A 22,687-nucleotide genomic window follows, 5' to 3' on the forward strand; every position below is an offset into this window, starting at 1 on the left:
CAGATCAACGCCGCCTCAGCCCTTCAATCGCCAGCCGGTTTGCGGGGGCAAAAACGCCTCGACACTGGCCTGCGCGATCACGATGGTATCCTGTCCAGTGGCTACATTCAGCCCGCCCTTCACCGCGCGGACCTGGGCGCGACCGCGGGGGAGTTTGGCCACCAGCGCATCGACATCCACCTTTTCAGGCTCCTGCACCGCCACGGTAACCTGCACGCGCATCTGATCCGGCGTCACCTCTAGCGCGCCGAACAGCGGCAGGGAGGAATGGCGCAAGGCATCCTCGATCGCGCGCGCGGCGGCCTTGGTATAGTCCATCCCATGCAGATCGTTGCCCATGCCCATTTCGATGATGATCCGCTGCTCAGCCATCGGCACGCTCCATCTCGAAGCCGACGGAAAGCGCCACATTGGCCATGACCGTTGGGTTCCCTTCCCCTTCGGGGCGCGGCACGTCGAGCCCGCCGTGATGCAGCTTCACCGTCACCTCGCCATAGGGAAAGACCGCGCGCAGCGCTTCGGCATCCACCAGATCCGGGCGCTGCACGCCCACGTCGAGGGTGATGCGCATGGCCGACTTATCGAAACCGAAAAGCTCGGCCAGATTGATCGAATTGTGCCACAGCGCATCCTGCACCGCACGTTTCGCGGCCTGCGTATAATCACCGCGGCGCAGGGAGGAGCCCATGCCGAATTCCACCAACAGCGGCTTCATGAGGTCACCGGAAAGACAAAGCAACGGTCGCGGCGCACGGTCAGCCACATGACGGCACCGGGTTGCGGCAGAAAGACATTGGGCACCGTGGCCTTGAGCCGCGATCCATCCTCTTCCAGTACGAATTCCACGAGGCTTTCGTTGCCCATGAAGCGCGCGCGTTCCACCACCGCCCGGGCCGGTGTGCCATCGGTCGCCGTCGGGCGCGGCCCCTTGCCTGCCCTGTCAAAGTCGATGCGCAGGTGTTGCGGGCGAAAGACGATATTCACCGGCGTGCCATCGGCCACACCGGGGGCAAGGAATTGGCCAAAGACCGTATCGGCCAACGCCCCGGTCACCGTGGCCTCAAGCACATTGGCATCGCTGAAAAAGGCGACGGAGGCGCGGTCGACGGGCCGCGTATAGACGTTGTAGGGCGCGCCTTGCTGCACGATCTTACCGTCGCGCATCAGGGCGATCTCATCGGCCATGCGCATCGCCTCGTCCGGCTCATGGGTGACCAGCAAAACGGCGGTGTCCTCTTCCTTGAGAATGCTCAGCGTCTCGTCGCGGATGCCATCACGCAGGCGGTTATCGAGACCGGAAAAGGGCTCATCCATCAGCATGATGCGCGGCTGCGGGGCCAGCGCGCGGGCCAGCGCCACGCGCTGCTGCTCCCCGCCCGAAAGCTGGTGCGGGTATCCGTCGATATAGCGCAGCAGGTCCACCCGTTCGAGCAGTTCTTCGATCCGCGCGCGTTTCTCCTCACGCGTGCCTTTCTTGAGGCCAAAGCCCACGTTGTCGGCCACGCTCAGATGCGGGAACAGGGCGAAGTCTTGGAACATCAGGCCGATCTCGCGCCGCTCGGGCGGGACGCGGAACATGGTGTCGCAGATCAGTTTGCCGTCGACATGGATCGTGCCGCTGTCTTGCATTTCCACACCCGCGATCATGCGCAACGTGGTGGATTTGCCGCAGCCCGAAGGGCCAAGCAAGCAAGTCACCTGCCCCGGCAAGATCTGCAAAGATACGTCATCGACCACCTGCCGCCCGCCATAGGCGCGGCGCAGGTTGCGGATTTCCAGACGGGGGGTGGGGTCACTCATGGAGGCTGCGGTATCCGATCAAATCGCTCGGAAACCCAGCTATCAGCCCCGCCGCGCCCCCGCAAGCACCGCCGCGAACCCGGCCAGCAGCACGAAGATGCAGATCACCAGCAATTGCTCGTATTTATGCCCCTCGGGTAGAAGTGCCGCCACCGGCCCCCAGCCCCGCGCGAAATAGGCCGCAGCCCCCAGCATCGCGGCGGCGAAGGCGGCAAGGTAGCTCCAGACCGGAATCGCGCGCCCCGCCACCAGCCCGATGAGCAGCACCGGGGTGAGGAACATCGACGCGGTGCCGCTCACCGCCACGGCATCAAAAAGCGTGGCGTTGCCCCAAAGCGTCAGCAGCGCACCAAGCGCCATGAACCCCGCCATCACCAGCCGCCCGCCCGCCAGGCTGCGCGGCGCAATGCGCCATTCCTCAACCATCAGCCGCGCGGCAGAGGCGAGCGCCGAGTCGAGCGTCGACAGCGCCGAGACCAGCAGCGACAGCATCAGCGCCACGAAAATCCAGCCCGGGAACATTTGCCCCCATGTGCCGATCAACTCACCCTCATAGGCCGCGCCGGTCAGGCTGGCTTGGATGCCGAAAAAGCCAAAACCAATGATGCAAAGGGTCGAAATCCAGAAGGCATGGAGGAAAGACGCCCGGGTGGTCGCCTCATCCGCGAGAAAGCCGCGGTCCATCATCACCGGGTCATGCGCCGGGTAGGAAAAGACCTGCAACAGCGCCACGACCAAGAGCACCCAGCCGTTGTAGGAGCCAGAGGCTCCTGGCGCGCTCAGCACCGCGCCAAGCTCGAACCCCGGGCTCAGCAGCAGCGCCCCGAGCGCAAGGCCGAAGACGATGAGAAAGACCAGCATTTGTACCACATCCGTACGCAGCGCGGCGGAAAGCCCGCCCCACGCCGAATAGCCAAAACCAAGGGCGGCGACGATCAGCACAGCCAGCGTACCCGACCCGGGCCAGACGGCTTCGAAAATCAGCGCGACGACCAAGAGATTGGCAAAAACCTCGGACAGCAGCCGCAGCCCGATCACGAGGTTATAGGCCGCCGTGCCCGCGCTCCCGAAATGCCCCGCCAGCCAGTCCTGCACCGACCGCGCGCCGCCGCGGCGCAGGTGACCCACGATGAAGCCGCCCGTCAGGAAAGACCCATAATAGGCCGCATAGGCCAGTGTGCCCGCGATGCCGTAGAAATAGCCCAAGATCGCCGCGTTCATCAGGCTGCGGGCGAAAATCCACGTGGTGACTTGGCTCAGCACCAGCACCGAAAGCCCCGGCGCGCGGCCTGCCGCATTGGCCCCGCCAAAGAAGCCTTCGACCGTCGCGCGGCGCGGTGCCACCAAGAGGCTGGCAAGGATCACGGCTGCGAAAAGAAGGACAAGAACAGTGGTTTGCATGGGCGGTGGACCTTTTGCGAGAAGCTGATCCACAAGGGTTAGCCGCCGCCTGCAATCCGGGCCAGCACTGAAACCGCTGCTGTCAGGAATGTGATCCGCCGCGACGTGTCATGGCCGGGACGCGCGCCCCGGCCATGGAGGGTTTACATGGTCAGATTGGTGCCGCCGCCATCCAGCAGCAGGTTCTGCCCCACGATGAAGCCCGCGTGCTGCGAACAAAGGAAGGCACAGGTCGCGCCGAACTCGTCACGTGTGCCATAACGCCCCGCGGGGATGCCCGCCTGCCGCTCGGCGCGGGCTTCGTCCAGCGTGATGCCCTTTTGCTTGACCACATTGGCGTCGAGCGAATCCGCCCGGTCGGTCGCATGGATGCCCGGCAGAAGGTTGTTGATCGTGACCCCCTTGCCCGCCACCTGCCGCGCGGTGCCCGCGACATAGCCGGTAAGCCCGGTGCGGGCGGAGTTGCTCAGCCCCAGAACGGGGATCGGCGCGCGCACCGACTGGCTGGTGATGTTCACGACCCGGCCCCAGCCGCGCTCCATCATGGCGGGCACCAGCGCTTTGATCAGCGCGATGGGGGCCAGCATATTGGCGTCGAGCGCTTTGATAAAATCCTCGCGGTCCCAATCCTGCCACATGCCGGGAGGGGGACCGCCCGCGTTGTTGACCAGAATGTCACAGCCCTCTGCCGCCTTGATGACCAGCGCCTGCCCCTCTTCCGTGGCCACATCCGCCGCGATGGTGGTGACTTCGACGCCGTGTTCCTGACGGATGCGCTCCGCCGAGGCCTCAAGCGCCTCTGCGCCGCGGGCGTTCATCACAAGGTTCACCCCTGCCGCCGCCAGCGCCTCGGCGCAGCCAAGGCCGAGCCCCTTGGACGAAGCACAGACCAGCGCCTTCTTCCCTTTGATTCCCAAATCCATTTTGATTCCTCCTATGCATTTGCATATGCCTACCACGCCGCGCCGCCAATGCCAGCAAATCACCCGAGCCTTGACCCATCCGGGCCACAATTCTAGCCTATCTTACTGGCGAAAGCCCCAGAACCAAAGGCCCGTCATGTCCCCCAGCCGCAGCGCCCCCGCACAGAACCTCGCCGTCTACCGCGCCGGGCAATTCCGCGCGAGCGATGGGGCCAATATGGGCGATGCGCTGTCCTTTGCCGCCGAATTGGTCCTCGATGATGTCTATGAGTTGGACCGCGCGGCAGAGCCGCAGCGCCTGTCTCTGTTGACCCTGCCCGGCGATCACTTCCGCCTTACTGAGAATACCGGCGTGGGCCGCCCCGGGGGCGATCTGCATCTCGACAGCCTGCTCACGCTGATGTCGCCCGACGGGCAGACCCAAGAGGCGCTGCTGCTGGTGGAGGTCGATCAACACGGTCACGCGGCAGAGGTTTACCTTTTGCCGCTTGGCCCGCTGACACCGCAGACGGGCTACCGGATCGTGGGGATCGACACCCAGACCGCGCGGCAAAAGTTCGGTCAGCTCGCCTGCGTCTCTTTCACGCGCGGCACCCATATCTCGCTCAGCACCGGAGAGCTACGGCCTATCGAAGACCTGCGCGTTGGGGACCGTATCCTGACCCGCGATGATGGCGTGCAAACCCTGCGCTGGATCGGGCAAAGCACCCTGCGTGCGGTCGGCGAGTTTGCCCCGATCCGCATCCGCGCAGGCACGCTCAACAACGAACACGACCTGATCGTCAGCCCCGACCACCGGCTGTTCATCTATCAACGCAGCGATGAGATGGGTGCGGGCCGGTCCGAATTGCTGGTCAAGGCGCGGCATCTGGTCAACGGCGACAGCGTGACGGTGCAGGACGGCGGATTCGTCGACTACTTCCAACTGCTCTTTGACGGGCATCAGATCATCTATGCCGAGGGGATCGCCGCCGAATCCATGTTGGTCGACAGCCGCACCCGGTCGGTCCTGCCGCCGGAAATGTCCGAAGCCTTGGGCGAGGTGATCCCCGGCCATTCCGATCTGCCCCATGCCGGGCTCGATCTGGCAGAGGCACTGCTTGACCGCCCCGACGCGGCGGCGCTGCTGCGCAAAGCCTCAACCCGTTAAGGCGCCTCGACGGCGTAGTGGAACTCCTCCCGGACGATCTTGCCGTCTTTGACGTGGTAAACGCCGATCTCTTCCATCTGGAACCGCTCACCGCTTTGCTTGTCGGTGGCATCGACCTTGAACATCGCGCTGAACTGGCTGTCGCCAAAGTAGAACGGGCCGATCACCTCGGTGCTATGTTCCTCCATCGCATTTTCCCACCAGTCGTGCTTGCCGTGGATCGCCTTGACCCCATGGGTCTCTCGCCCCTGCCCGCCCATATCAGCGGCCTCGACCGAGACGGCATCGTCGGCATAGAGCCGATCAAGGTTCGCACGCACCGCAGCATTTCCCGCACGGCAGCCCGCGACCAATTCGCGGGCAATCTCTTTCAGTTCCATCGCATCCCCTCCGTGTACCCCTTATGTTCTCACCCTACGCCACCCAGCGATTCGCAGCAATGGCCAGATTGCGCCCGGTCGCGGCGCGGCCTATATGGGTCGGATGTTGGACACGCCGCAAAACCGCCCCGCCCTACCGCCCGAGATCGCGCGCCGTCGCACCTTTGCGATCATCAGCCACCCTGACGCGGGCAAAACCACGCTGACTGAAAAGTTCCTGCTGTTCGGCGGGGCCATTCAGATGGCCGGACAGGTACGCGCCAAGGGCGAGGCGCGGCGCACCCGCTCGGACTTCATGGCGATGGAAAAGGACCGGGGTATCTCGGTCTCGGCCTCGGCCATGTCCTTTGACTTTCATAGCGGTGACACCAACTACCGGTTCAACCTCGTTGACACGCCCGGCCACTCGGACTTTTCCGAAGACACCTACCGCACCCTGACGGCGGTGGACGCCGCCGTGATGGTGATCGACGGCGCGAAAGGCGTGGAAAGCCAGACGCAAAAGCTCTTCGAGGTCTGCCGGATGCGCGACCTGCCGATCCTCACCTTCTGTAACAAGATGGACCGGGAAAGCCGCGATACCTTTGAAATCATTGACGAGATTCAGGAAAACCTCGCCATCGACGTGGCGCCCGCAAGCTGGCCCATCGGCGTGGGCCGCGATTTCGTGGGCTGCTATGACATGCTGCGCGATCGGCTGGAACTGATGGACCGCGCCGACCGGAACCGCGTCGCCGATAGCATCAAGATCGAAGGGTTGGACGACCCAAAGCTGGCCGAACACGTCCCCGCCGCGCTGCTGGAGAAACTGCGCGAAGACCTTGAAATGGCGCGCGAACTGCTGCCACCGCTGGACCTCAAGGCGATGCACGAAGGCACGTTGACCCCGATCTGGTTCGGCTCGGCGATCAACTCCTTCGGGGTGCGCGAATTGATGGAAGGCATCGCCAAATACGGGCCAGAGCCGCAGATCCAAGCCGCCACCCCACGCCAGATCCTGCCCGAAGAGAAAAAGGTCGCGGGCTTTGTCTTTAAGGTGCAGGCGAATATGGACCCCAAGCACCGCGACCGCGTGGCCTTTGTCCGCCTCGCCTCGGGGCATTTTGAGCGTGGCATGAAAATGACCCATGTGCGCACGAAAAAGCCGATGACGGTGTCCAACCCGGTGATGTTCCTCGCCTCTGACCGCGAGTTGGCCGAGGAGGCTTGGGCCGGTGACATCATCGGCATTCCCAACCACGGGCAGTTGCGTATCGGCGACACGCTGACCCAAGGCGAAGCGCTGCGCGTCATCGGCATCCCCTCCTTCGCACCCGAACTGCTGCAAGCGGTCCGTGCGGGCGATCCGCTGAAGGCGAAACACCTTGAAAAAGCGCTGATGCAATTCGCCGAAGAAGGTGCTGCAAAAGTGTTCAAACCCTCGATCGGTTCGGGGTTTGTCGTGGGCGTTGTCGGCCAGTTGCAATTCGAAGTGCTCGCCAGCCGGATCGAGTTGGAATATGGCCTGCCGGTTCGGTTTGAGCCGTCTCAGTTCACCTCGGCCCGTTGGGTGAACGGCACGAAGCAAGCCGTTGATAAGTTTATCGATAGCAACAAACAGCACATCGCGCATGACCATGATGGCGACATCGTTTACCTGACCCGTCTGCAATGGGACATCGACCGCGTCGAACGCGATTACCCGGATGTGAAGCTGACCGCGACCAAGGAAATGATGGTGTAAAACGGCCCGCCTCCGGGGGGCAGAAAACCTTGATTTCGGGGCCGATCATGGCATTCTAACCCCAACTGGGGAGACGCGATGACGACGACGACGAAATGGGGGCTGGTGGCCACGATCCTGGCCCCCGCAGAGGAGATACGACGCTTTGCCGCCTACCATTTGGAGGCGGGCGCGCACCGCCTCTACCTATACCTCGATGCCGAGAACCCAGAGGCTTTCGAAAGCCTGAAGGCCCATCCGAAAATCCGTGTCACCACCTGCGACGAGGCCTATTGGCAAAGGCTTTGCGGCAAACGTCCGCAGAAGCATCAAGTCCGTCAAAGCCAGAACGCGACCCGCGCCTATAACCGAGCAGATGATGTGGATTGGCTAATCCATATGGATGTGGACGAATTCCTCGTCTCTGACCGGCCCGTGGGCGAGGTACTTACCACCCTGCCCCCGGCACAAAAAATCGCCCGCATCCGCCCGATGGAGGCTTTGGCTGGGGATGGGACGGCTTTCAAAGTCTTCATTCCGAACGGCCCCGAGCGCGCCCAGATCGTCTCGGCGCTTTATCCGACCTATGGCGACTACGTCAAAGGTGGCTTTCTGAGCCATCTGGCCGGGAAAGTTTTCGTTCGCATCGGGATGGCAGAGGTACGGCTCCAGATCCACAACGCTTTTCAGAACGATACGATGATCGACGGGCCAGAGCAGCAGCCCGGCATTGATCTGGCGCATCTTCACGCGAAAAGCTGGCCGGAGTGGCTCGCCGCCTATCGCTACCGGCTGGAGAAAGGCTCCTACCGCGCCGATCTGGCCCCCAACCGCCCCCGCGATCGCGGCGGATTGTCGATGCATGAACTCTTTTCCATGATCGAATCCGAAGGAGGTGAGCCGGGATTGCGCGCCTTTTTTGATGAGGTCTGTGCCGATACGCCTGAGCTGCGCGAAACGTTGAAAGACCACGGTCTGCTGCGTCTCGCCGATCTCGACCTTGATGCAAAGGTGTCGCGCCATTTCCCAAGTTAAGCGCCTGAGGGGCAAGTGTTTGACGGCTGGGCCGCAACTTGCTATGCGCTTTCGCAACATGCCGCGGCAAATGCCGCCCCTTGGGCCATTCGGGCCGGCTTGTATTGCTGCCGCGGGCCAAGTCAGTGTCCGCTCAACTCGGACGCACATGACAAAATTTACCGATCTGAACCTGAATGCCAAGGTCCTCAAAGCTATTGATGAGGCTGGCTACGAATCGCCCACACCTATTCAGGCGGGCGCCATTCCCCCCGCTCTTGAAGGTCGTGACGTTCTGGGCATCGCCCAGACCGGCACCGGCAAGACAGCCAGCTTCACGCTGCCAATGCTATCACTTCTCGCCCGTGGCCGGGCGCGCGCCCGGATGCCGCGGAGCCTCGTGCTCTGCCCCACGCGGGAGTTGGCCGCACAGGTGGCCGAGAACTTCGACACCTATTCCAAGCATCTGAAACTGACCAAAGCGCTGCTCATCGGCGGCGTCTCCTTCAAAGAGCAGGACAAGCTGATCGACAAGGGCGTCGACGTGCTGATCGCCACACCGGGCCGCTTGCTTGATCATTTCGAGCGTGGCAAGCTGATCCTGTCGGACGTCAAGGTCATGGTCGTGGACGAAGCTGACCGGATGCTCGACATGGGCTTTATCCCTGACATTGAGCGGATCTTTGGCCTCACGCCCTTCACCCGGCAAACGCTGTTCTTCTCGGCCACCATGGCGCCTGAGATCGAGCGGATCACCAACACCTTCCTCAGCAACCCTGAGCGGATCGAAGTGGCGCGTCAGGCGACCACGAGCGAGAATATCGAACAGGGCGTCGTCATGTTCAAAGGCTCGCGCAAGGACCGCGAGGCGAGCGAGAAGCGCAAACTGCTCCGCCTGCTGATCGATGCCGAAGGCGAGAAATGCACCAATGCGATCATCTTCTGCAACCGCAAGATGGACGTGGATATCGTCGCGAAATCGCTGAAGAAATACGGATATGACGCGGCCCCGATCCACGGCGATCTGGACCAGAGCCAGCGAACCAAAACGCTCGAAGGGTTCCGGGGTGGCGAGCTGCGCTTCCTTGTGGCTTCCGACGTTGCCGCGCGTGGCCTTGATGTGCCAAGCGTGAGCCATGTCTTCAACTTCGACGTGCCCAGCCATGCCGAAGACTACGTTCACCGCATTGGCCGCACCGGCCGCGCGGGCCGCGATGGCAAGGCGATCATGATCTGCCAGCCGCGTGACGAGAAGAACTTCGAGGATGTCGAGCGTCTGGTGCAAAAGGAAATCCCGCGCATCGAAAACCCGCTTGGCAAAGCCAAACCCGCCGAGGAGACCTCCGACGCGCCGGCCAAGTCCGATGACAAGCCCAAGCGGACGCGCTCGCGCAGCCGCAAGGCCGACAAACCTGTCGAGGCACCCGCCGAGGACAAGCTACCGCAGGCCGAGAAGGCTGAGGCCAAGGTCGACGCCAAAACCGACGACAAAGCGCAGTCCGAAAAGGCAGAGGCCGCGCAGGACGAGCGCAAGTCGGGCCGCGGCAACAAGGACGAGAAGAAGTCGCGCGGCGGACGTGGCCGGGGCGACAAACGGGGCGGTAACGACAACCGTGTCGTCGGTCTGGGCGATCACACGCCAGACTTCATCGGTCTAAGCTTCCGCGAACGCATCTAACCCCCGCCACCGCGGGCATGAATTCGCCGCCGATCCCCGCCGGGATTGGCGGCTTTTTCGTCTGTGCTATGTGAGGGGAAACCCCTCAGATAGGACCATCATGCTGCGCCCCGCCCTCTTCGCCCTTGCCTTTACCCTGACCGCCCTCACCGCCGCCCCCGCCAGCGCGGAACGCTGCCGGGCCGAGGTCAATGGCGCCGAAGTTGTGGTGGAAGCCGAGAATTTTGCCAATTTCGCCGAAGAGGTCGGCACCCGCGAGCGTCTGTTGAATTGGCCCGCGCGGAAGTGGAGCAAGCTTTGGGGCACGCCGCCCGCCTGCGACAGCGGGGTGCTGTTCGACTACCTCGCCACCACTGTGCCGCTGGATCAGATCGACGGCTATTGCCTGACCGCCACGCCCGAAGACGGGCATTTCCTGATCCCCGGCGCGCGGAACTATCGCGGCTATTGCAAGAAGACCTTCTGCGAGCGGGTGAACACCACCAAGGAAGAGACCGTCGAGATCAGCAAGAACATCGCGCGCTCCGTCGTGGACAGGCTCAGCCAGCCGGAAAACCTCCGCGCCGTGGCGCATAAATCGGGGGCGTTCATTTTGACGGGAGGGGCCTCTGCCCTCAGCGCCAATTTGGCGACGACAGGCAGCACGCTGGCCACCGCACTGGCGACCCCCGCCGCCCTTGCGGCCACGGGCGTAAGCGTGGTCGCGGTGGGCGGCGCGGTCTATATGTGCAGCGGTGAGGCGGAGGTCAGCTCAGACGGCTGACCACCACGGTGACTTCGGGCTTCTTGCCGATTTCGTCATAGGACGACTGGCGCGCGACCTTTTTCAAACCGTCATTCAGCTTGTCGTCATCCCGCAGGGTGGCGGCTTTCTGACGGTTCAGCCATTGGCTGAGATCTTGCTCCAGCACGTCCACAAGCGGTGCGTTGGAGCGGCCCGTTTCCGGCAGGCCCATCAGATCGACCCAAGGCTCGCCCAAAGGCTCGTCATCGGTATCGAGGATCAACGTCACTGTGGCATGGCCGTTCAGCGCCATGCGGATACGGTCGCGGATCACACCATCCAGCGCGCCGACCTGAACCGAGCCGTCCAGATACATGCGGCCCGTGTCCACATGTTCGACCACCTTGGGCTGGTTGCCCGACAGGTCCACCATCATCCCGTTCACCGCCAGAACGCCGGTGATGCCCTTGGCATCGGCGATCTTGACGTGTTCGCGCAGGTGGCGGTGCTCCCCGTGCATGGGGATCAGAACCTGAGGTTTCACGATGGCATGCAGCGTTTCCAGATCGGGACGGTTGGCATGGCCCGAAACGTGGTAGAGGCCCGAGGAGTCGTCGACAACATCGACGCCCTTTTCCGAGAACTGGTTGATGATGCCGATCACGCCACGCTCATTGCCCGGAATGGTTTTCGACGAAAAGAGGAAGAGATCGCCCTCTTTCAACTCGATCCCCTGATACTTGCCCCGTGCCAGTTGCGCCGAAGCCGCGCGGCGCTCCCCCTGGCTGCCGGTGACCAGCAACATCAGGTTCTCGCGCGGGATGGCGCGGGCGTTCTCGGGCGAGATGACGGGCGGGAAGTCTTTCATCACACCGGTCTGGATCGAGGCTTCGACCATGCGGTTCATCGCACGGCCCAAGAGCACGATAGACCGCCCTGCCCGCGCACCGGCTTCGGCCAGCGTTTTGACCCGCGCCACGTTGGAAGCGAAGGTGGTGGCAACGACCATGCCCTCGGCGCTGCTCACCAGCTTTTCGATCTCCGGGCCCACAGTGGCTTCGGAGCGACCGGGATGGGCAGAGAAAACATTCGTGCTGTCGCAGATCAGCGCCTTCACGCCATCCTTGCAAACCTCGGCCCAAAGCGCGTCGTCAAAGGCTTCGCCGACGCCCGGCGTGCGGTCGATCTTGAAATCGCCCGAATGGATCGTACGCCCCTCGGGGGTGTCGATAACCATGGCGGAGGATTCCGGGATCGAATGCGAGATCGGCAGGAAGCCCACTTTGAACGGGCCTGCGGTGATCTGCTCGGGCCATGCGCTGACGGTGGTGACCGCATCCTCGGGATGGCCGTGTTCGGACATCTTCCGGCGCGCGATATTGGCGGTAAAGGCGCGCGCATAGATCGGCGCCTTCAGCACCTCATAGGAATGCGCGATGGCGCCGATGTGGTCTTCGTGGGCATGGGTGATAAAGATCGCCTCGATCTGGTCGCGGCGTTCCTTCAGCCAAGTGATGTCGGGCAGGATCAGGTCCACGCCCGGCGTGCTGTCCATATCCGGGAAGGCCACACCGATGTCGACGACGATCAGCCGCTCTTTCCCGGGCTTGCCGTAGCCATAGACATAGGCGTTCATGCCAATTTCACCCGCCCCACCGAGGGGCAGATAGATAAATCGTTCGCTGCTCATATTATTCAGCTTTGTCCTTATTATAATCGTGGATCACGGTCAGCCCGTGCATCGTGAGTTCATCTTGATAATCATCGAACAGGTCGACTGCCTGCTGAAACAGCGGTGCCAGACCCCCCGTGGCGATAACGCGCATGGGTCTTGCACGTTCCGCCCTTATCCGCTCACATATCTCACGAACCAGCCCGACATAACCCCAAAAGACACCGGACTGCATGCAGGCCACCGTATTGGTGCCAATGACGGAGGGCGGTTTCGAGATATCGACATGCGGCAGGGCAGCGGCGGCGTTGTGCAGCGCCTCTAGGCTGAGGTTCACCCCCGGCGCGATCACCCCCCCGATATAGGCCCCATCATCGGCCACCACATCAAAGGTTGTGGCGGTGCCAAAGTCGACCACGATCAGGTCACCACCATAGAGGTCATAGCCTGCCACGGTGTTGACCAACCGGTCCGGGCCGACCTGCGTCCCCTCATCCACACGCACGTCGATAGGCAGCGCACAGCCCGGTTTCCCGACAACGAAGGGCCGCGTGTTAAAGTAGCGATCCGCCAGAACGCGCAGGTTGAACACCACCCGCGGCACTGTCGAGCTGATGATCATATCAGTGATGTCGGCGTCGATATTTTGGAGCCGCATCAGAGTGTTGAGCCAAACGTAATATTGGTCCGCGGTGCGTTTCCATTCGGTCGACGTGCGCCATGTGGCGATAAACGCATCCCCGTCCCAGATAGAGAACACGGTGTTGGTATTGCCGCAGTCGATTGCCAGAAGCATGGTGCCTCCCCTCCCCCCGATTTTAGAAAAACACGTCCGCCGCGGTGATGGGCACCGCGCCGTCGCGGGTGCGCAGGATCAGATTGCCTGCGCTGTCTACATCTTCGAAAACGCCGGTCATCTCGTCGCGCATGGTGCGCGCGGTGATGACCTCTCCGAGCCGCGCGGCATGGGCCAGCCATGCGCTGCGGATCGTGCTGAACCCATAGGTCGTGAACTGCTCTTCCAGACCGGCGTATTCCCGCGCAAGCACGTCAAGGAACTCTTCCGCGCTCACGTTCGCCCCCGCTTCGCGCAGGGTCACCGCAGGTAAGGCGCGCGCCTCAAGGCTGCCCGCCGCCGGTCCATGGGCAAGGTTCACGCCGACGCCAATGGCCAAATGCTCGCCCACGCTCTCCAGCAGGATGCCAGCGACCTTGCCCCCGCGCAGCAGAACGTCATTCGGCCACTTGAGTGCAAAAGCGTCCTCCCGCCCCGTCACAGCCACGAATGCACGGTAAAGCGCGAGCGACGCCACGAAAGAGCGTAGCGCGGCGACTCCCGGCGGCTCTTTGCGCGGCATCATCAGGGTGGCTGCGAAATTGCCGCGGGGGGTGGCCCAGCTCCGGCCCCGACGCCCGCGCGCAGCCGTCTGCTCCAGCGCCAAGATCCAAGTCGGCGCGGTCAGCTCTTGCTGTAACCGCGCCGCCTCCGAGAGGGTGGAATCGAGCGTGTCATAGACGCGCCGGCCATAGCCTTCCGGCCAAGGGGTCATGCGCGGGTCTGGCCGATCTCGTGCCGCACCGCTCAGTTCACCAGCGATGCCGCTGCCGATGCGGCCAAGCCTTCGACGCCGAACATATTGGCAATACCGACGATCATGATGACGGCAGAGGCCATCAACACCACGGTCAGCACGCCGCCGTTCTGGTGGTCGAGCGTGTCCGAACGCTCTTCGCCGAAGTACATGTAAAAGACGATGCGCAGGTAGTAATAGGCACCGATCACACTGGCGATCACGCCCGCGATGGCCAGCCATGTCATATTGGCGTCATAGGCCGCGCGCAGCACATAGAACTTGCCGAAGAAACCCAGCATCGGCGGCACGCCCGCAAGGCTGAACAGCAGCACCAGCATCGCCAGCGCCCGGCCCGGGTTGGTTTTGGCATACATGTTGAGCAGGGTGATATCGGTCACCGGCGCGCCGTCTTTCTGCATCAACAGAATAAAGGCGAAGGTGCCGAGGTTCATGGTTACATAGATCGCCATATAGACCAGCATCGCCTGCACGCCAAAGGCGGTGCCCGCGGCCAGACCCATCAGCGCATAGCCAATATGCGCGATGGAGGAGAAGGCCATCAGACGTTTGATATTGGTCTGACCGATCGCGGCGACCGAGCCAAAGAACATCGACAGAACCGACAGCAGCGCGACGATCTGGGTCCAATCGCTGACGATCTGGCCAAAGGCGTCATGCATCACCCGCGCGAAGAGACCCATCGCCGCAACCTTGGGGGCCGTGGCAAAGAAGGCCGCGATCGGCGTGGGCGCGCCTTCGTAAACGTCCGGTGTCCACATGTGGAAGGGCACGGCGGAGACTTTGAAGGCAAGGCCCGAGATCAGGAAAACCAGACCAAAGAGCAGGCCAAGCGATGTGCCGCCCGTTTGCGCCGTGGTGATGATGCCTGCAAACAGCGTGGTCCCGGCGTAGCCATAGACCAGCGATGCGCCATAGAGAAGCAAGCCCGAGCTGAGTGCGCCGAGCACGAAATACTTCAAACCGGCTTCCGTGGACTTAACCGAGTCGCGGCGCAGGGAGGCCACGACGTAAAGCGCCAGCGATTGCAGCTCGAGGCCCATGTAGAGCGCCATCAGGTCGCCTGCGCTGACCATCATCATCATGCCGACGACAGCCAAGGCCACAAGCATCGGATACTCGAACCGCAGCAAGCCGCGCAGTTTCATATAGTTTTCCGACATGACCAAGACGGCAGCGGCCGAAAGCAGGATCGTCACCTTGGCGAAACGGGCGAAAGTGTCGTCGATGAACATGCCGTGGAAGGCGATATTGGTGGTGCCGTCGCCAGACATGGCCACCCAACCGGCCAGCAGCACCATCACCACCGCGGTCACCCAGACGAGCACCCCGGCGGCCTTGTCTTTCGACGTATAGACCGCGCCGAGAAGGCCGAGCAGGGCAAACCCCGCAAGGACGATCTCAGGCAGAATGATGTTCAGATCAGCGGATATCATGCGCCAAGTCCTTCTTAATGCGAGGCATCGGCGGTCTGCACAGCGGTATCAGCCGCCTCCAGCGCCATGTCGTAATTTTCAATCAGGGCCGCCACAGAGGGCCCGATCATGTCCAGCACCAGCGCCGGGTAGACGCCGAGGATCAGGGTCATCGCCACCAGCGGGGCAATGATCCACTTCTCACGCGCGGTCATGTCGGTGATCGCCTTGAGGCTTTCCTTGATCAGGTCACCCATCACCACGCGGCGGTAGAGCCACAGCGCATAGGCCGCGGAGAAGATCACCCCCGTGGTCGCCACAGCCGCCACCCAAGTGTTCACTTGGAAGGTCGCCATCAGCGTCAGGAATTCACCCACGAAGCCCGATGTCCCCGGTAGGCCCACGTTCGCCATGGTGAAGAACATGAAGACCAGCGCATAGGCGGGCATCCGGTTCACCAGACCGCCATAGGCGTCGATCTCACGGGTGTGCATCCGGTCATAGATCACGCCGACGCTGAGGAAGAGTGCGCCGGATATGAAGCCGTGGCTGATCATCTGGAAAATCGCCCCATCGACACCCTGCTGGTTGGCGGCAAAGATGCCCATGGTCACAAAACCCATGTGGGCCACCGAGGAATAGGCGATCAGCTTTTTCATGTCCTGCTGCACCAACGCCACCAGCGAGGTGTAGACGATGGCGATGGCCGACATCCACAGGATCAGCGGCGTCATCACCTCGGCACCCACTGGGAACATCGGCAAAGAGAAGCGCAGGAAGCCGTAACCGCCCATCTTGAGCAGGATTGCCGCCAGCACCACGGAGCCTGCCGTCGGCGCCTGAACGTGGGCATCGGGCAGCCAAGTGTGAACCGGCCACATCGGCATTTTCACCGCGAAGCTGGCGAAGAAGGCGAGGAACATCAGCGTCTGCATGCCGCCGACGATCTGGATGCCCAGAACCTCAAAGCTTTCGGAGCCGAAGTTATGCGTGAGCAGGCTGATTTCGCAGCCACCGATGCAGGTTGTGCCCGCTTCGGTAAACATCGCCACCATGGCCACCAGCATCAACACCGAGCCGAGGAAGGTATAGAGGAAGAATTTGAAGCTCGCGTAGATCCGCTCTTTCCCGCCCCAGATGCCGATGATCAGGAACATCGGGATCAGGCCCGCTTCGAAGAAGAGGTAGAAGAGCACCAGATCCAGCGCCATGAAGACGCCCAGCATCAGGGTCTCCAACAGCAGAAAGGCGATCATGTATTCCTTGACGCGATGCTCGACGTTCCAGCTTGCCGCGATGACCAGCGGCATCATGAAGGTGGTCAGCATCACGAAAAGGATCGAAATCCCGTCAACGCCAAGGCGGTACTTCAGGCCCAAAAGCCAGTCGGCCTCATCCACGAATTGGAAATCGGTGTTCGACGGGTCGAACTCGAACAGTACGAAAAGCGAGATCAGGAAGGTGACCGTCGTGGTGATGAAGGCCAACCATTTCGCATTGCGCCCGGCGGCAGCATCATCGCCCCGCAAGAAGACCGCAAGGATCAGCGCTGCGAATGCCGGAATGAATGTGATGATTGAAAGCAGATGCGTATCCATCAGTTCGCTCCTCCGCTCATCGTCATCCATGTCACCAGAACGGCGATGCCGATCACCATGGCGAAGGCATAGGTGAAGATATAGCCCGTCTGAGCCTTACCCGCGAGGCGGGTGAAGAAGGGGATGATCCCCATGGCGATGCCATTAAGCGTGCCGTCGATCACAGTGCCATCGCCGCGTTTCCACAGGAACCGGCCGATCGTTTTGGCTGGACGCACGAAAATCACGTCGTAAACCTCATCAAAGTACCATTTGTTTTTCAGGAACAGGTAAAGCGGGCGTTGGTTTGCCGCCAGCCGTCCCGGGACGGTCGGGCTCCAGATATAGAACCACAGGGCCATGACCAGACCGGCCAGCATCGCGATGAAGGGCGAGACCTTGACCCATTTCGGCGCGGCATGGGCATCTTCCAGCACATGGTTGTCGGGTGCGAAGTAAAGCGCCCCCTCGCCCGGCGCACCGCCGAAGGCTTCGTGATGGGTGCCTGCGTCTTGGTGGCCTTCGACCAGCGCATCCGCGCCATGGTCGCCATCGACCGGACCAGTTGCGCCGTGGTCATCCTCGGCCCCTTCGACATGATCGTCGCCGTGGCCTGCCATCTCGGCCATCGGGATGCCGTAGAACTTGCCGACCTGATCCGCGTGACCAAAGAAGCTGCCGTACCAGATCATCCCGGCAAAGACCGAGCCGAGTGCCAGAACACCAAGCGGGATCAGCATGACCATCGGGCTTTCATGCGCATGCTCATGCGTGTGCTTGTTGCCGCGCGGCTTGCCAAAGAAGGTCAGGAAGATCAGGCGCCAACTGTAGAAGCTCGTCATCGCCGCGGCGATCACAAGAAGCCAGAAGCCATACATCGACCCACCGCCCCAAGCGCTCTCGATAATCGCGTCCTTCGACAGGAAGCCCGCGAAACCAATATGCGTGAGCGGAATGCCGACGCCGGTGATGGCCAGCGTGCCGATCATCATCGCCCAGAAGGTATAGGGGATCCTTTTGCGCAGACCGCCGTAGTTGGTCATGTCCTGCTCATGGTGCATCGCATGGATGACCGAGCCCGCGCCCAAGAAGAGCATCGCCTTGAAGAAGGCGTGCGTGAAAAGGTGGAACATCGCCGCCGAATACATGCCCACGCCCGCGGCCACGAACATATAGCCAAGCTGCGACATGGTCGAATAGGCGATGACGCGTTTGATATCGGTCTGCACAAGGCCGATGGTCGCGGCAACAAAGGCAGTGGTGGCGCCGATCACGGTGACAAAGGCCATCGCCTCGGGCGCGAATTCCATCACAGGCGACATGCGGCAGACAAGGAAAACACCCGCGGTCACCATGGTCGCGGCGTGGATCAGCGCCGACACAGGCGTCGGGCCTTCCATCGCGTCAGGCAGCCATGTGTGCAGGAAAAGCTGCGCCGATTTACCCATCGCGCCGAGGAACAGGAGGAAGGCGATCAGGTTCGCTGCGTTCCAGTCGTTCCACAGGAAGGTAACGGACTGTTCGGCCAGATCGGGTGCGGCGGCAAAGATATCGTCAAAGCGGATCGAGTCCGTCAGCATGTAAAGGCCAAAGATGCCGAGCAGGAAGGCAAAGTCCCCCACCCGGTTGACGACAAAGGCTTTCATCGCTGCGGCATTGGCCGACGGCTTGCGGAAGTAGAAACCGATCAGCAGGTAGGAGGCCACGCCGACGCCCTCCCAGCCAAAGAACATCTGCACGAGGTTGTCGGCGGTCACCAGCATCAACATCGCGAAGGTGAAGAAAGACAGATAGGCGAAGAACCGAGGGCGATAGCTTTCGTTATCGCGGAAGTTCTCGTCATGGGCCATGTAGCCGAAGGAATAGAGGTGTACGAGGCTCGACACCGTGGTGATGACGATCAACATGATCGCGGTCAAACGGTCGAGCCGGATCGCCCAATCTGTGCTCAGCGTGCCGCTTTCGATAAAGCGCAGGATCTGAATTTGCTCGGCTGGGCCGTCCAGCGTCAGGAAGACCACCCAAGACAGGAAGGCGGCAAGGAACAGCAGCCCGGTGGCGACCCACTGGGCGGCCTTCTCACCGATGATCTTCCAGCCGAAACCGCAGAGGATGGCACCCACCAGCGGTGCGAATAGGATCGTGGTTTCCATTGCCTCAGCCCTTCATCACGTTGACATCTTCCACCGCGATCGAGCCACGGTTGCGGAAGAAACAGACCAAAATGGCGAGGCCGATGGCAGCCTCGGCAGCAGCGACGGTGAGCACGAAAAGCGTGAAGACCTGCCCCGTCAGATCACCAAGGAAGCTGGAAAAGGCGACGAGGTTGATGTTCACCGCGAGCAGCATCAATTCGATGCTCATCAGCAGAATGATCACGTTCTTGCGGTTCAGGAATAGCCCGAAGATGCCGATGACAAACAGCGTCGCCGCCACTGTCAGGTAATGCTCAAGTCCGATCATGTCGTCCCTTACGTTCCCGCCCCTTGATGGGCTTTGGTCGCGCCCCGTTCGATGGGGCTTTTAGTATCACTTTGCCCCGGCTGCCACCGGGATTGCCGAAGCTTTAGCCGATAAAGCTGTAGCCGCCGAAAAACACGACGATCAACACCACGACCAGTACCACGATTGTTGTTCTCGACATTTCGACGTCCCTTCTCTCTCTTGGTTCAGCCGTTCTCTTTCAAAGAGAACGGCCCCGGAATTTTCAAAAAATTCTGTCTGTTACAGGCCCTGCCCTGACTTCACGTCGCGCAGCTCCATCGCCTTGGCCGGGTCGCGCATCATCTGGGCCACCACGTCTTGGCGCTTCACGTCCTTGCGGTGACGCAGCGTCAGTACGATCGCCCCGATCATCGCCACCAGCAGGATCAGACCCGCCAGTTGGAACAGCAGGAAGTAACGATCATACAGCAGCAGGCCGAGGGCTTCGGTGTTGAACCGCGCGGGATCAATCGCATTGGCCCGCAGGCTTTCCGCCGCCGCGCTCTGCTCCCATGCGCCGAAGGCCATGACGAATTGCATCAAGATCACCAGCCCGATCAGCAGCGCCAGCGGCATGTAGCGCGCCATCTCGGCCTTGAGTTCGGCAAAGTCCACGTCAAGCATCATGACGACGAAGAGGAAGAGCACCGCCACTGCGCCCACATAGACGATGACCAGCAGCATCGCCACGAACTCCGCGCCGAGCAGAACAAAGAGCCCCGCCGCCGAGAGGAAGGACAGGATCAGCCAAAGCACCGAATGCACCGGGTTGCGGCTGATCACCGTGAACAGCCCGCCGGTGATGACGCTGATCGCGAAAAGGTAAAATGAAAATACCGTCATGCGCCGTCTTCCTTCTTGGTATCTTTTTCTTCGTCTAGGACCGATTGCGCCAGTTCCAGGGCCCGGGTCATCGCGGGAAGCCCGGCAAAGACCGACATCTGGCTGATCGTCTCGACGATATGTTGTTTCGTGGCCCCCGCCTCGCGCGCGTGGCGCACGGTTTGGCGAAGGGCCATGTCATTCTGCGCGCCCTGCATGGTCAGCCCGGCAAGGGTCAGAAGCAGCCGTGTCCGCGCGTCCAGCCCGCCTTTGTTGACCGTGTCGCCGAACCAGAAATCCATCATTTCCTTCGGCATGGTGCCCATCATCGCCTCGAACCCTTTTGGCGAAAAAGCATCCATCGCTGGAAAGGCTTTCGCCATTTCCTGCGCTTGCTTCATCATCGCATCAAAAGGGTTCTTGGGGTCGCTCATCTGTAGGGCGCGTCCATTTCGAGGTTGCGGGCAATTTCGGCTTCCCAGCGTTCGCCGTTGTCCAAAAGCTTGGCCTTGTCGTAGTAAAGTTCTTCGCGGGTCTCAGTCGAGAACTCGAAGTTCGGGCCTTCGACAATGGCATCCACCGGGCAAGCCTCTTGGCAGAAACCGCAGTAGATGCATTTGGTCATGTCGATGTCATAGCGCGTGGTGCGGCGGCTGCCGTCTTCGCGCGCTTCGGCGTCGATGGTGATCGCCTGCGCGGGGCAGATCGCTTCGCAAAGCTTACAGGCAATGCAGCGTTCCTCCCCATTGGGATAACGGCGCAGGGCATGCTCCCCGCGGAAGCGGGGCGACAGCGGCCCCTTCTCATGCGGGTAGTTCAGCGTGGTTTTTGGCGCAAAGAAATAGCGCATCCCCAGCATGAACGCCTTGGCGTAATCTGCCAGCAGGAAATATTTCGCGGCGCGGGTGTAGTCAGTCGCAGCCATATCAGCCCCCTACGGTCCAGCGGGCGTAGATGCCCCAGAACCAATCGAATTTTGCAGCGAATGCCACGAAGACCACCCAGAAGAGCGAGAAGGGAAGGAATACTTTCCACCCCAGCCGCATCAGCTGGTCATAGCGGTAGCGCGGCGTGATTGCCTTCACCATGGCGAACATGAAGAAGACCATCAGCATCTTGATGAACATCCAGAAGAAGCCATCGGGCAGGAACGGCACCGGCGACAGCCAGCCACCGAAGAACATCAGCGACACCAGCGCGCACATCAGCACCACCGCCACCAGCTCGCCAATCATGAAGAGCAGGAAGGGCGTCGAGGAATATTCCACCTGATAGCCCGCGACGAGTTCCGATTCCGCTTCCGGCAGGTCGAAGGGCGGGCGGTTGGTTTCCGCCAGCGCCGAGATGAAGAACAGGATCAGCATCGGGAAATGCGGCAGGAAGTACCAGTTCAGCAGACCCCAGTCGCCATCCTGCGCCGCCACGATGGACGAGAAGTTCATCGACCCGGTCGAGAGGATCACGCCGATGATGATCAGACCAATCGACACTTCATAAGAGATCATCTGCGCGGCGGAGCGCAGAGAGCCCAAGAAGGGATATTTCGAGTTCGACGCCCAACCGCCCATGATCACGCCGTAAACCTCGAGCGAGGAGACGGCAAAGACATAGAGGATCGCCACGTTGATGTCCGACAGGATCCAACCGTCGTTAAACGGGATCACCGCCCAGGCGATCATCGCCATGACAAAGGAAATCATCGGCGCAAGGAAGAAGACCCCCTTGTCTGCGCCCGCCGGAACCACCACTTCCTTAACGATATATTTGAGGAAGTCGGCAAAACTCTGTAGCAGGCCGAAGACGCCCACAACGTTGGGGCCGCGGCGCATCATCACGGCGGCCCAGATCTTGCGGTCGGCATACATGAGGAAGGCCAGCGCCAGCAGCAACGGCACCACCAGCAGCAACACCTGCCCAACCGTCAGCAGGGCAATGCCAAGCCCGGTCGTGTAAAAGAAATCAGCCATAAGTCCTCACACCGTCGGAATGCCGCGTTCCGCGCATTGAAACGCGGTCACTTCGGCATCAATTGTCTTCAAGCCTTTGGGCAGGCTCGGCGAGATTGTGTAAACAGCATCTGCCCGCCATATGCCACCCTCTTCGCTCACATTTGTCCGCACATGACGCGCAAAACCGTAGCCCCGGATCAGCGTGTATTGCGCGGCGGCGCATTCGGCGTAGTCCGACACGTCCTGCGCCGAAAGCGCCTTGGTCATCGCCACGTTGAATTGCACCAAATCACCGTCCAAAAGCTGGGTTTCGACCCCCTTGTAATCGGGGATAAAATCCTCGGCCACCGGCACCTGCGGTTCGCAGGCGGCCAGTAGCATCAAGGGGGCCAGCGCCATTGTTC

The 22,687-nt window shown here is 61.6% G+C and carries 23 protein-coding genes; 5 read left to right on the forward strand and 18 right to left on the reverse strand.

Features of this window, described 5'->3' with window-relative positions; all coding sequences use genetic code 11:
* Positions 1-15: 15 nt before the first annotated feature.
* The 5 genes from ACGYLO_RS03920 to ACGYLO_RS03940 all read right to left on the reverse strand — a co-directional run bounded on the left by ACGYLO_RS03920 (position 16) and on the right by ACGYLO_RS03940 (position 4,124).
* On the reverse strand, positions 16-372 hold the full coding sequence (locus tag ACGYLO_RS03920; RefSeq protein WP_271687621.1) for a Lin0512 family protein: 357 nt from the start codon (positions 370-372) through the stop codon (positions 16-18).
* Positions 365-715, reverse strand: a complete 351-nt coding sequence (locus ACGYLO_RS03925) for a Lin0512 family protein (RefSeq protein WP_271687623.1) — start codon at positions 713-715, stop codon at positions 365-367. Before ACGYLO_RS03925 ends, ACGYLO_RS03920 begins: the two co-directional genes overlap by 8 nt.
* Entirely contained in the window at positions 712-1,800 is a 1,089-nt protein-coding gene (locus ACGYLO_RS03930; protein ID WP_067268171.1) for an ABC transporter ATP-binding protein, read from the reverse strand. Before ACGYLO_RS03930 ends, ACGYLO_RS03925 begins: the two co-directional genes overlap by 4 nt.
* Positions 1,801-1,842: 42 nt before the next feature.
* On the reverse strand, positions 1,843-3,201 hold the full coding sequence (locus ACGYLO_RS03935) for a sodium:proline symporter (RefSeq protein WP_271687624.1): 1,359 nt from the start codon (positions 3,199-3,201) through the stop codon (positions 1,843-1,845).
* A 143-nt stretch (positions 3,202-3,344) separates the two neighbouring features.
* Entirely contained in the window at positions 3,345-4,124 is a 780-nt protein-coding gene (locus ACGYLO_RS03940; RefSeq protein WP_271687625.1) for an SDR family oxidoreductase, read from the reverse strand.
* A 136-nt stretch (positions 4,125-4,260) separates the two neighbouring features.
* Here ACGYLO_RS03940 and ACGYLO_RS03945 point away from each other — a divergent pair, with 136 nt between their 5' ends.
* The gene (locus ACGYLO_RS03945; protein ID WP_271687627.1) at positions 4,261-5,274 is read left to right on the forward strand and encodes a Hint domain-containing protein; all 1,014 of its coding nucleotides are present in this window, start codon (positions 4,261-4,263) and stop codon (positions 5,272-5,274) included.
* Here the strand turns inward: ACGYLO_RS03945 and ACGYLO_RS03950 are convergent.
* On the reverse strand, positions 5,271-5,654 hold the full coding sequence (locus tag ACGYLO_RS03950) for a nuclear transport factor 2 family protein (RefSeq protein WP_271687628.1): 384 nt from the start codon (positions 5,652-5,654) through the stop codon (positions 5,271-5,273). The two genes, ACGYLO_RS03945 and ACGYLO_RS03950, sit on opposite strands and share 4 nt — an antisense overlap.
* Before the next feature lie 103 nt (positions 5,655-5,757).
* Here ACGYLO_RS03950 and ACGYLO_RS03955 point away from each other — a divergent pair, with 103 nt between their 5' ends.
* From ACGYLO_RS03955 to ACGYLO_RS03970, 4 genes are all read left to right on the forward strand, one after another.
* Entirely contained in the window at positions 5,758-7,377 is a 1,620-nt protein-coding gene (locus tag ACGYLO_RS03955; RefSeq protein WP_271689980.1) for a peptide chain release factor 3, read from the forward strand.
* Between the two features lie 78 nt (positions 7,378-7,455).
* Complete coding sequence (locus ACGYLO_RS03960) at positions 7,456-8,391, forward strand: glycosyltransferase family 2 protein (protein WP_271687629.1); 936 nt, start codon at positions 7,456-7,458, stop codon at positions 8,389-8,391.
* A gap of 148 nt (positions 8,392-8,539) precedes the next feature.
* Positions 8,540-10,048, forward strand: coding sequence for a DEAD/DEAH box helicase (locus ACGYLO_RS03965; protein WP_271687630.1), 1,509 nt, complete (start codon positions 8,540-8,542; stop codon positions 10,046-10,048).
* Positions 10,049-10,148: 100 nt separating this feature from the next.
* The gene (locus ACGYLO_RS03970) at positions 10,149-10,811 is read left to right on the forward strand and encodes a hypothetical protein (RefSeq protein WP_271687631.1); all 663 of its coding nucleotides are present in this window, start codon (positions 10,149-10,151) and stop codon (positions 10,809-10,811) included.
* Here the strand turns inward: ACGYLO_RS03970 and ACGYLO_RS03975 are convergent.
* From ACGYLO_RS03975 to ACGYLO_RS04030, 12 genes are all read right to left on the reverse strand, one after another.
* A complete protein-coding gene (locus ACGYLO_RS03975) occupies positions 10,795-12,462 on the reverse strand; it encodes a ribonuclease J (protein WP_067268157.1) in 1,668 nt (555 codons plus the stop codon). The two genes, ACGYLO_RS03970 and ACGYLO_RS03975, sit on opposite strands and share 17 nt — an antisense overlap.
* A 1-nt stretch (position 12,463) precedes the next feature.
* Complete coding sequence (locus ACGYLO_RS03980; RefSeq protein ID WP_209218020.1) at positions 12,464-13,240, reverse strand: type III pantothenate kinase; 777 nt, start codon at positions 13,238-13,240, stop codon at positions 12,464-12,466.
* A 22-nt stretch (positions 13,241-13,262) separates the two neighbouring features.
* Entirely contained in the window at positions 13,263-13,994 is a 732-nt protein-coding gene (locus ACGYLO_RS03985; RefSeq protein WP_271687633.1) for a biotin--[acetyl-CoA-carboxylase] ligase, read from the reverse strand.
* Positions 13,995-14,026: 32 nt separating this feature from the next.
* Entirely contained in the window at positions 14,027-15,472 is a 1,446-nt protein-coding gene (nuoN, locus tag ACGYLO_RS03990; RefSeq protein ID WP_067268151.1) for an NADH-quinone oxidoreductase subunit NuoN, read from the reverse strand.
* A 14-nt stretch (positions 15,473-15,486) separates the two neighbouring features.
* On the reverse strand, positions 15,487-17,049 hold the full coding sequence (locus tag ACGYLO_RS03995) for an NADH-quinone oxidoreductase subunit M (protein WP_271687634.1): 1,563 nt from the start codon (positions 17,047-17,049) through the stop codon (positions 15,487-15,489).
* A complete protein-coding gene (gene nuoL / locus ACGYLO_RS04000; RefSeq protein WP_271687635.1) occupies positions 17,049-19,181 on the reverse strand; it encodes an NADH-quinone oxidoreductase subunit L in 2,133 nt (710 codons plus the stop codon). The genes ACGYLO_RS03995 and nuoL overlap by 1 nt, the downstream gene beginning before the upstream one ends.
* Before the next feature lie 4 nt (positions 19,182-19,185).
* Positions 19,186-19,491 (reverse strand): NADH-quinone oxidoreductase subunit NuoK, encoded by a 306-nt coding sequence (gene nuoK / locus ACGYLO_RS04005; RefSeq protein ID WP_007119508.1) that lies wholly within the window; start codon positions 19,489-19,491, stop codon positions 19,186-19,188.
* A 261-nt stretch (positions 19,492-19,752) separates the two neighbouring features.
* The gene (locus ACGYLO_RS04010; protein WP_067268146.1) at positions 19,753-20,355 is read right to left on the reverse strand and encodes an NADH-quinone oxidoreductase subunit J; all 603 of its coding nucleotides are present in this window, start codon (positions 20,353-20,355) and stop codon (positions 19,753-19,755) included.
* Positions 20,352-20,768: a carboxymuconolactone decarboxylase family protein gene (locus ACGYLO_RS04015; protein ID WP_093926559.1), complete on the reverse strand. Its 417-nt coding sequence runs from the start codon at positions 20,766-20,768 to the stop codon at positions 20,352-20,354. The genes ACGYLO_RS04010 and ACGYLO_RS04015 overlap by 4 nt, the downstream gene beginning before the upstream one ends.
* Positions 20,765-21,259, reverse strand: coding sequence for an NADH-quinone oxidoreductase subunit NuoI (gene nuoI / locus ACGYLO_RS04020; RefSeq protein WP_067263454.1), 495 nt, complete (start codon positions 21,257-21,259; stop codon positions 20,765-20,767). Before nuoI ends, ACGYLO_RS04015 begins: the two co-directional genes overlap by 4 nt.
* 1 nt (position 21,260) lies before the next feature.
* Positions 21,261-22,301: an NADH-quinone oxidoreductase subunit NuoH gene (gene nuoH / locus ACGYLO_RS04025; protein ID WP_067263452.1), complete on the reverse strand. Its 1,041-nt coding sequence runs from the start codon at positions 22,299-22,301 to the stop codon at positions 21,261-21,263.
* Between the two features lie 6 nt (positions 22,302-22,307).
* Positions 22,308-22,682 carry a hypothetical protein gene (locus ACGYLO_RS04030; protein WP_067263450.1) on the reverse strand — a complete coding sequence of 125 codons (375 nt, stop codon included), beginning with the start codon at positions 22,680-22,682 and terminating at the stop codon, positions 22,308-22,310.
* Positions 22,683-22,687: the final 5 nt, after the last annotated feature.

The organism is Sulfitobacter sp. 1A13353, from assembly GCF_043557255.1.
GTDB lineage: Bacteria > Pseudomonadota > Alphaproteobacteria > Rhodobacterales > Rhodobacteraceae > Sulfitobacter > Sulfitobacter faviae.

Coding starts and splice junctions, on each gene's coding strand:
- nuoI (WP_067263454.1), bottom strand. CDS start 21,259: ATGGCTGCGACTGACTACACCCGCGCCGCGAAATATTTCCTGCTGGCA.
- nuoN (WP_067268151.1), bottom strand. CDS start 15,472: ATGATATCCGCTGATCTGAACATCATTCTGCCTGAGATCGTCCTTGCG.
- ACGYLO_RS03985 (WP_271687633.1), bottom strand. CDS start 13,994: ATGACCCCTTGGCCGGAAGGCTATGGCCGGCGCGTCTATGACACGCTC.
- ACGYLO_RS03975 (WP_067268157.1), bottom strand. CDS start 12,462: ATGAGCAGCGAACGATTTATCTATCTGCCCCTCGGTGGGGCGGGTGAA.
- ACGYLO_RS03920 (WP_271687621.1), bottom strand. CDS start 372: ATGGCTGAGCAGCGGATCATCATCGAAATGGGCATGGGCAACGATCTG.
- nuoK (WP_007119508.1), bottom strand. CDS start 19,491: ATGATCGGACTTGAGCATTACCTGACAGTGGCGGCGACGCTGTTTGTC.
- ACGYLO_RS04015 (WP_093926559.1), bottom strand. CDS start 20,768: ATGAGCGACCCCAAGAACCCTTTTGATGCGATGATGAAGCAAGCGCAG.
- nuoH (WP_067263452.1), bottom strand. CDS start 22,301: ATGGCTGATTTCTTTTACACGACCGGGCTTGGCATTGCCCTGCTGACG.
- ACGYLO_RS03925 (WP_271687623.1), bottom strand. CDS start 715: ATGAAGCCGCTGTTGGTGGAATTCGGCATGGGCTCCTCCCTGCGCCGC.
- ACGYLO_RS03940 (WP_271687625.1), bottom strand. CDS start 4,124: ATGGATTTGGGAATCAAAGGGAAGAAGGCGCTGGTCTGTGCTTCGTCC.
- ACGYLO_RS03930 (WP_067268171.1), bottom strand. CDS start 1,800: ATGAGTGACCCCACCCCCCGTCTGGAAATCCGCAACCTGCGCCGCGCC.
- ACGYLO_RS03960 (WP_271687629.1), top strand. CDS start 7,456: ATGACGACGACGACGAAATGGGGGCTGGTGGCCACGATCCTGGCCCCC.
- ACGYLO_RS03945 (WP_271687627.1), top strand. CDS start 4,261: ATGTCCCCCAGCCGCAGCGCCCCCGCACAGAACCTCGCCGTCTACCGC.
- ACGYLO_RS04010 (WP_067268146.1), bottom strand. CDS start 20,355: ATGACGGTATTTTCATTTTACCTTTTCGCGATCAGCGTCATCACCGGC.
- ACGYLO_RS03995 (WP_271687634.1), bottom strand. CDS start 17,049: ATGGATACGCATCTGCTTTCAATCATCACATTCATTCCGGCATTCGCA.
- ACGYLO_RS03955 (WP_271689980.1), top strand. CDS start 5,758: ATGTTGGACACGCCGCAAAACCGCCCCGCCCTACCGCCCGAGATCGCG.
- ACGYLO_RS03965 (WP_271687630.1), top strand. CDS start 8,540: ATGACAAAATTTACCGATCTGAACCTGAATGCCAAGGTCCTCAAAGCT.
- ACGYLO_RS03935 (WP_271687624.1), bottom strand. CDS start 3,201: ATGCAAACCACTGTTCTTGTCCTTCTTTTCGCAGCCGTGATCCTTGCC.
- ACGYLO_RS03950 (WP_271687628.1), bottom strand. CDS start 5,654: ATGGAACTGAAAGAGATTGCCCGCGAATTGGTCGCGGGCTGCCGTGCG.
- ACGYLO_RS03980 (WP_209218020.1), bottom strand. CDS start 13,240: ATGCTTCTGGCAATCGACTGCGGCAATACCAACACCGTGTTCTCTATC.
- ACGYLO_RS03970 (WP_271687631.1), top strand. CDS start 10,149: ATGCTGCGCCCCGCCCTCTTCGCCCTTGCCTTTACCCTGACCGCCCTC.
- nuoL (WP_271687635.1), bottom strand. CDS start 19,181: ATGGAAACCACGATCCTATTCGCACCGCTGGTGGGTGCCATCCTCTGC.
- ACGYLO_RS04030 (WP_067263450.1), bottom strand. CDS start 22,682: ATGGCGCTGGCCCCCTTGATGCTACTGGCCGCCTGCGAACCGCAGGTG.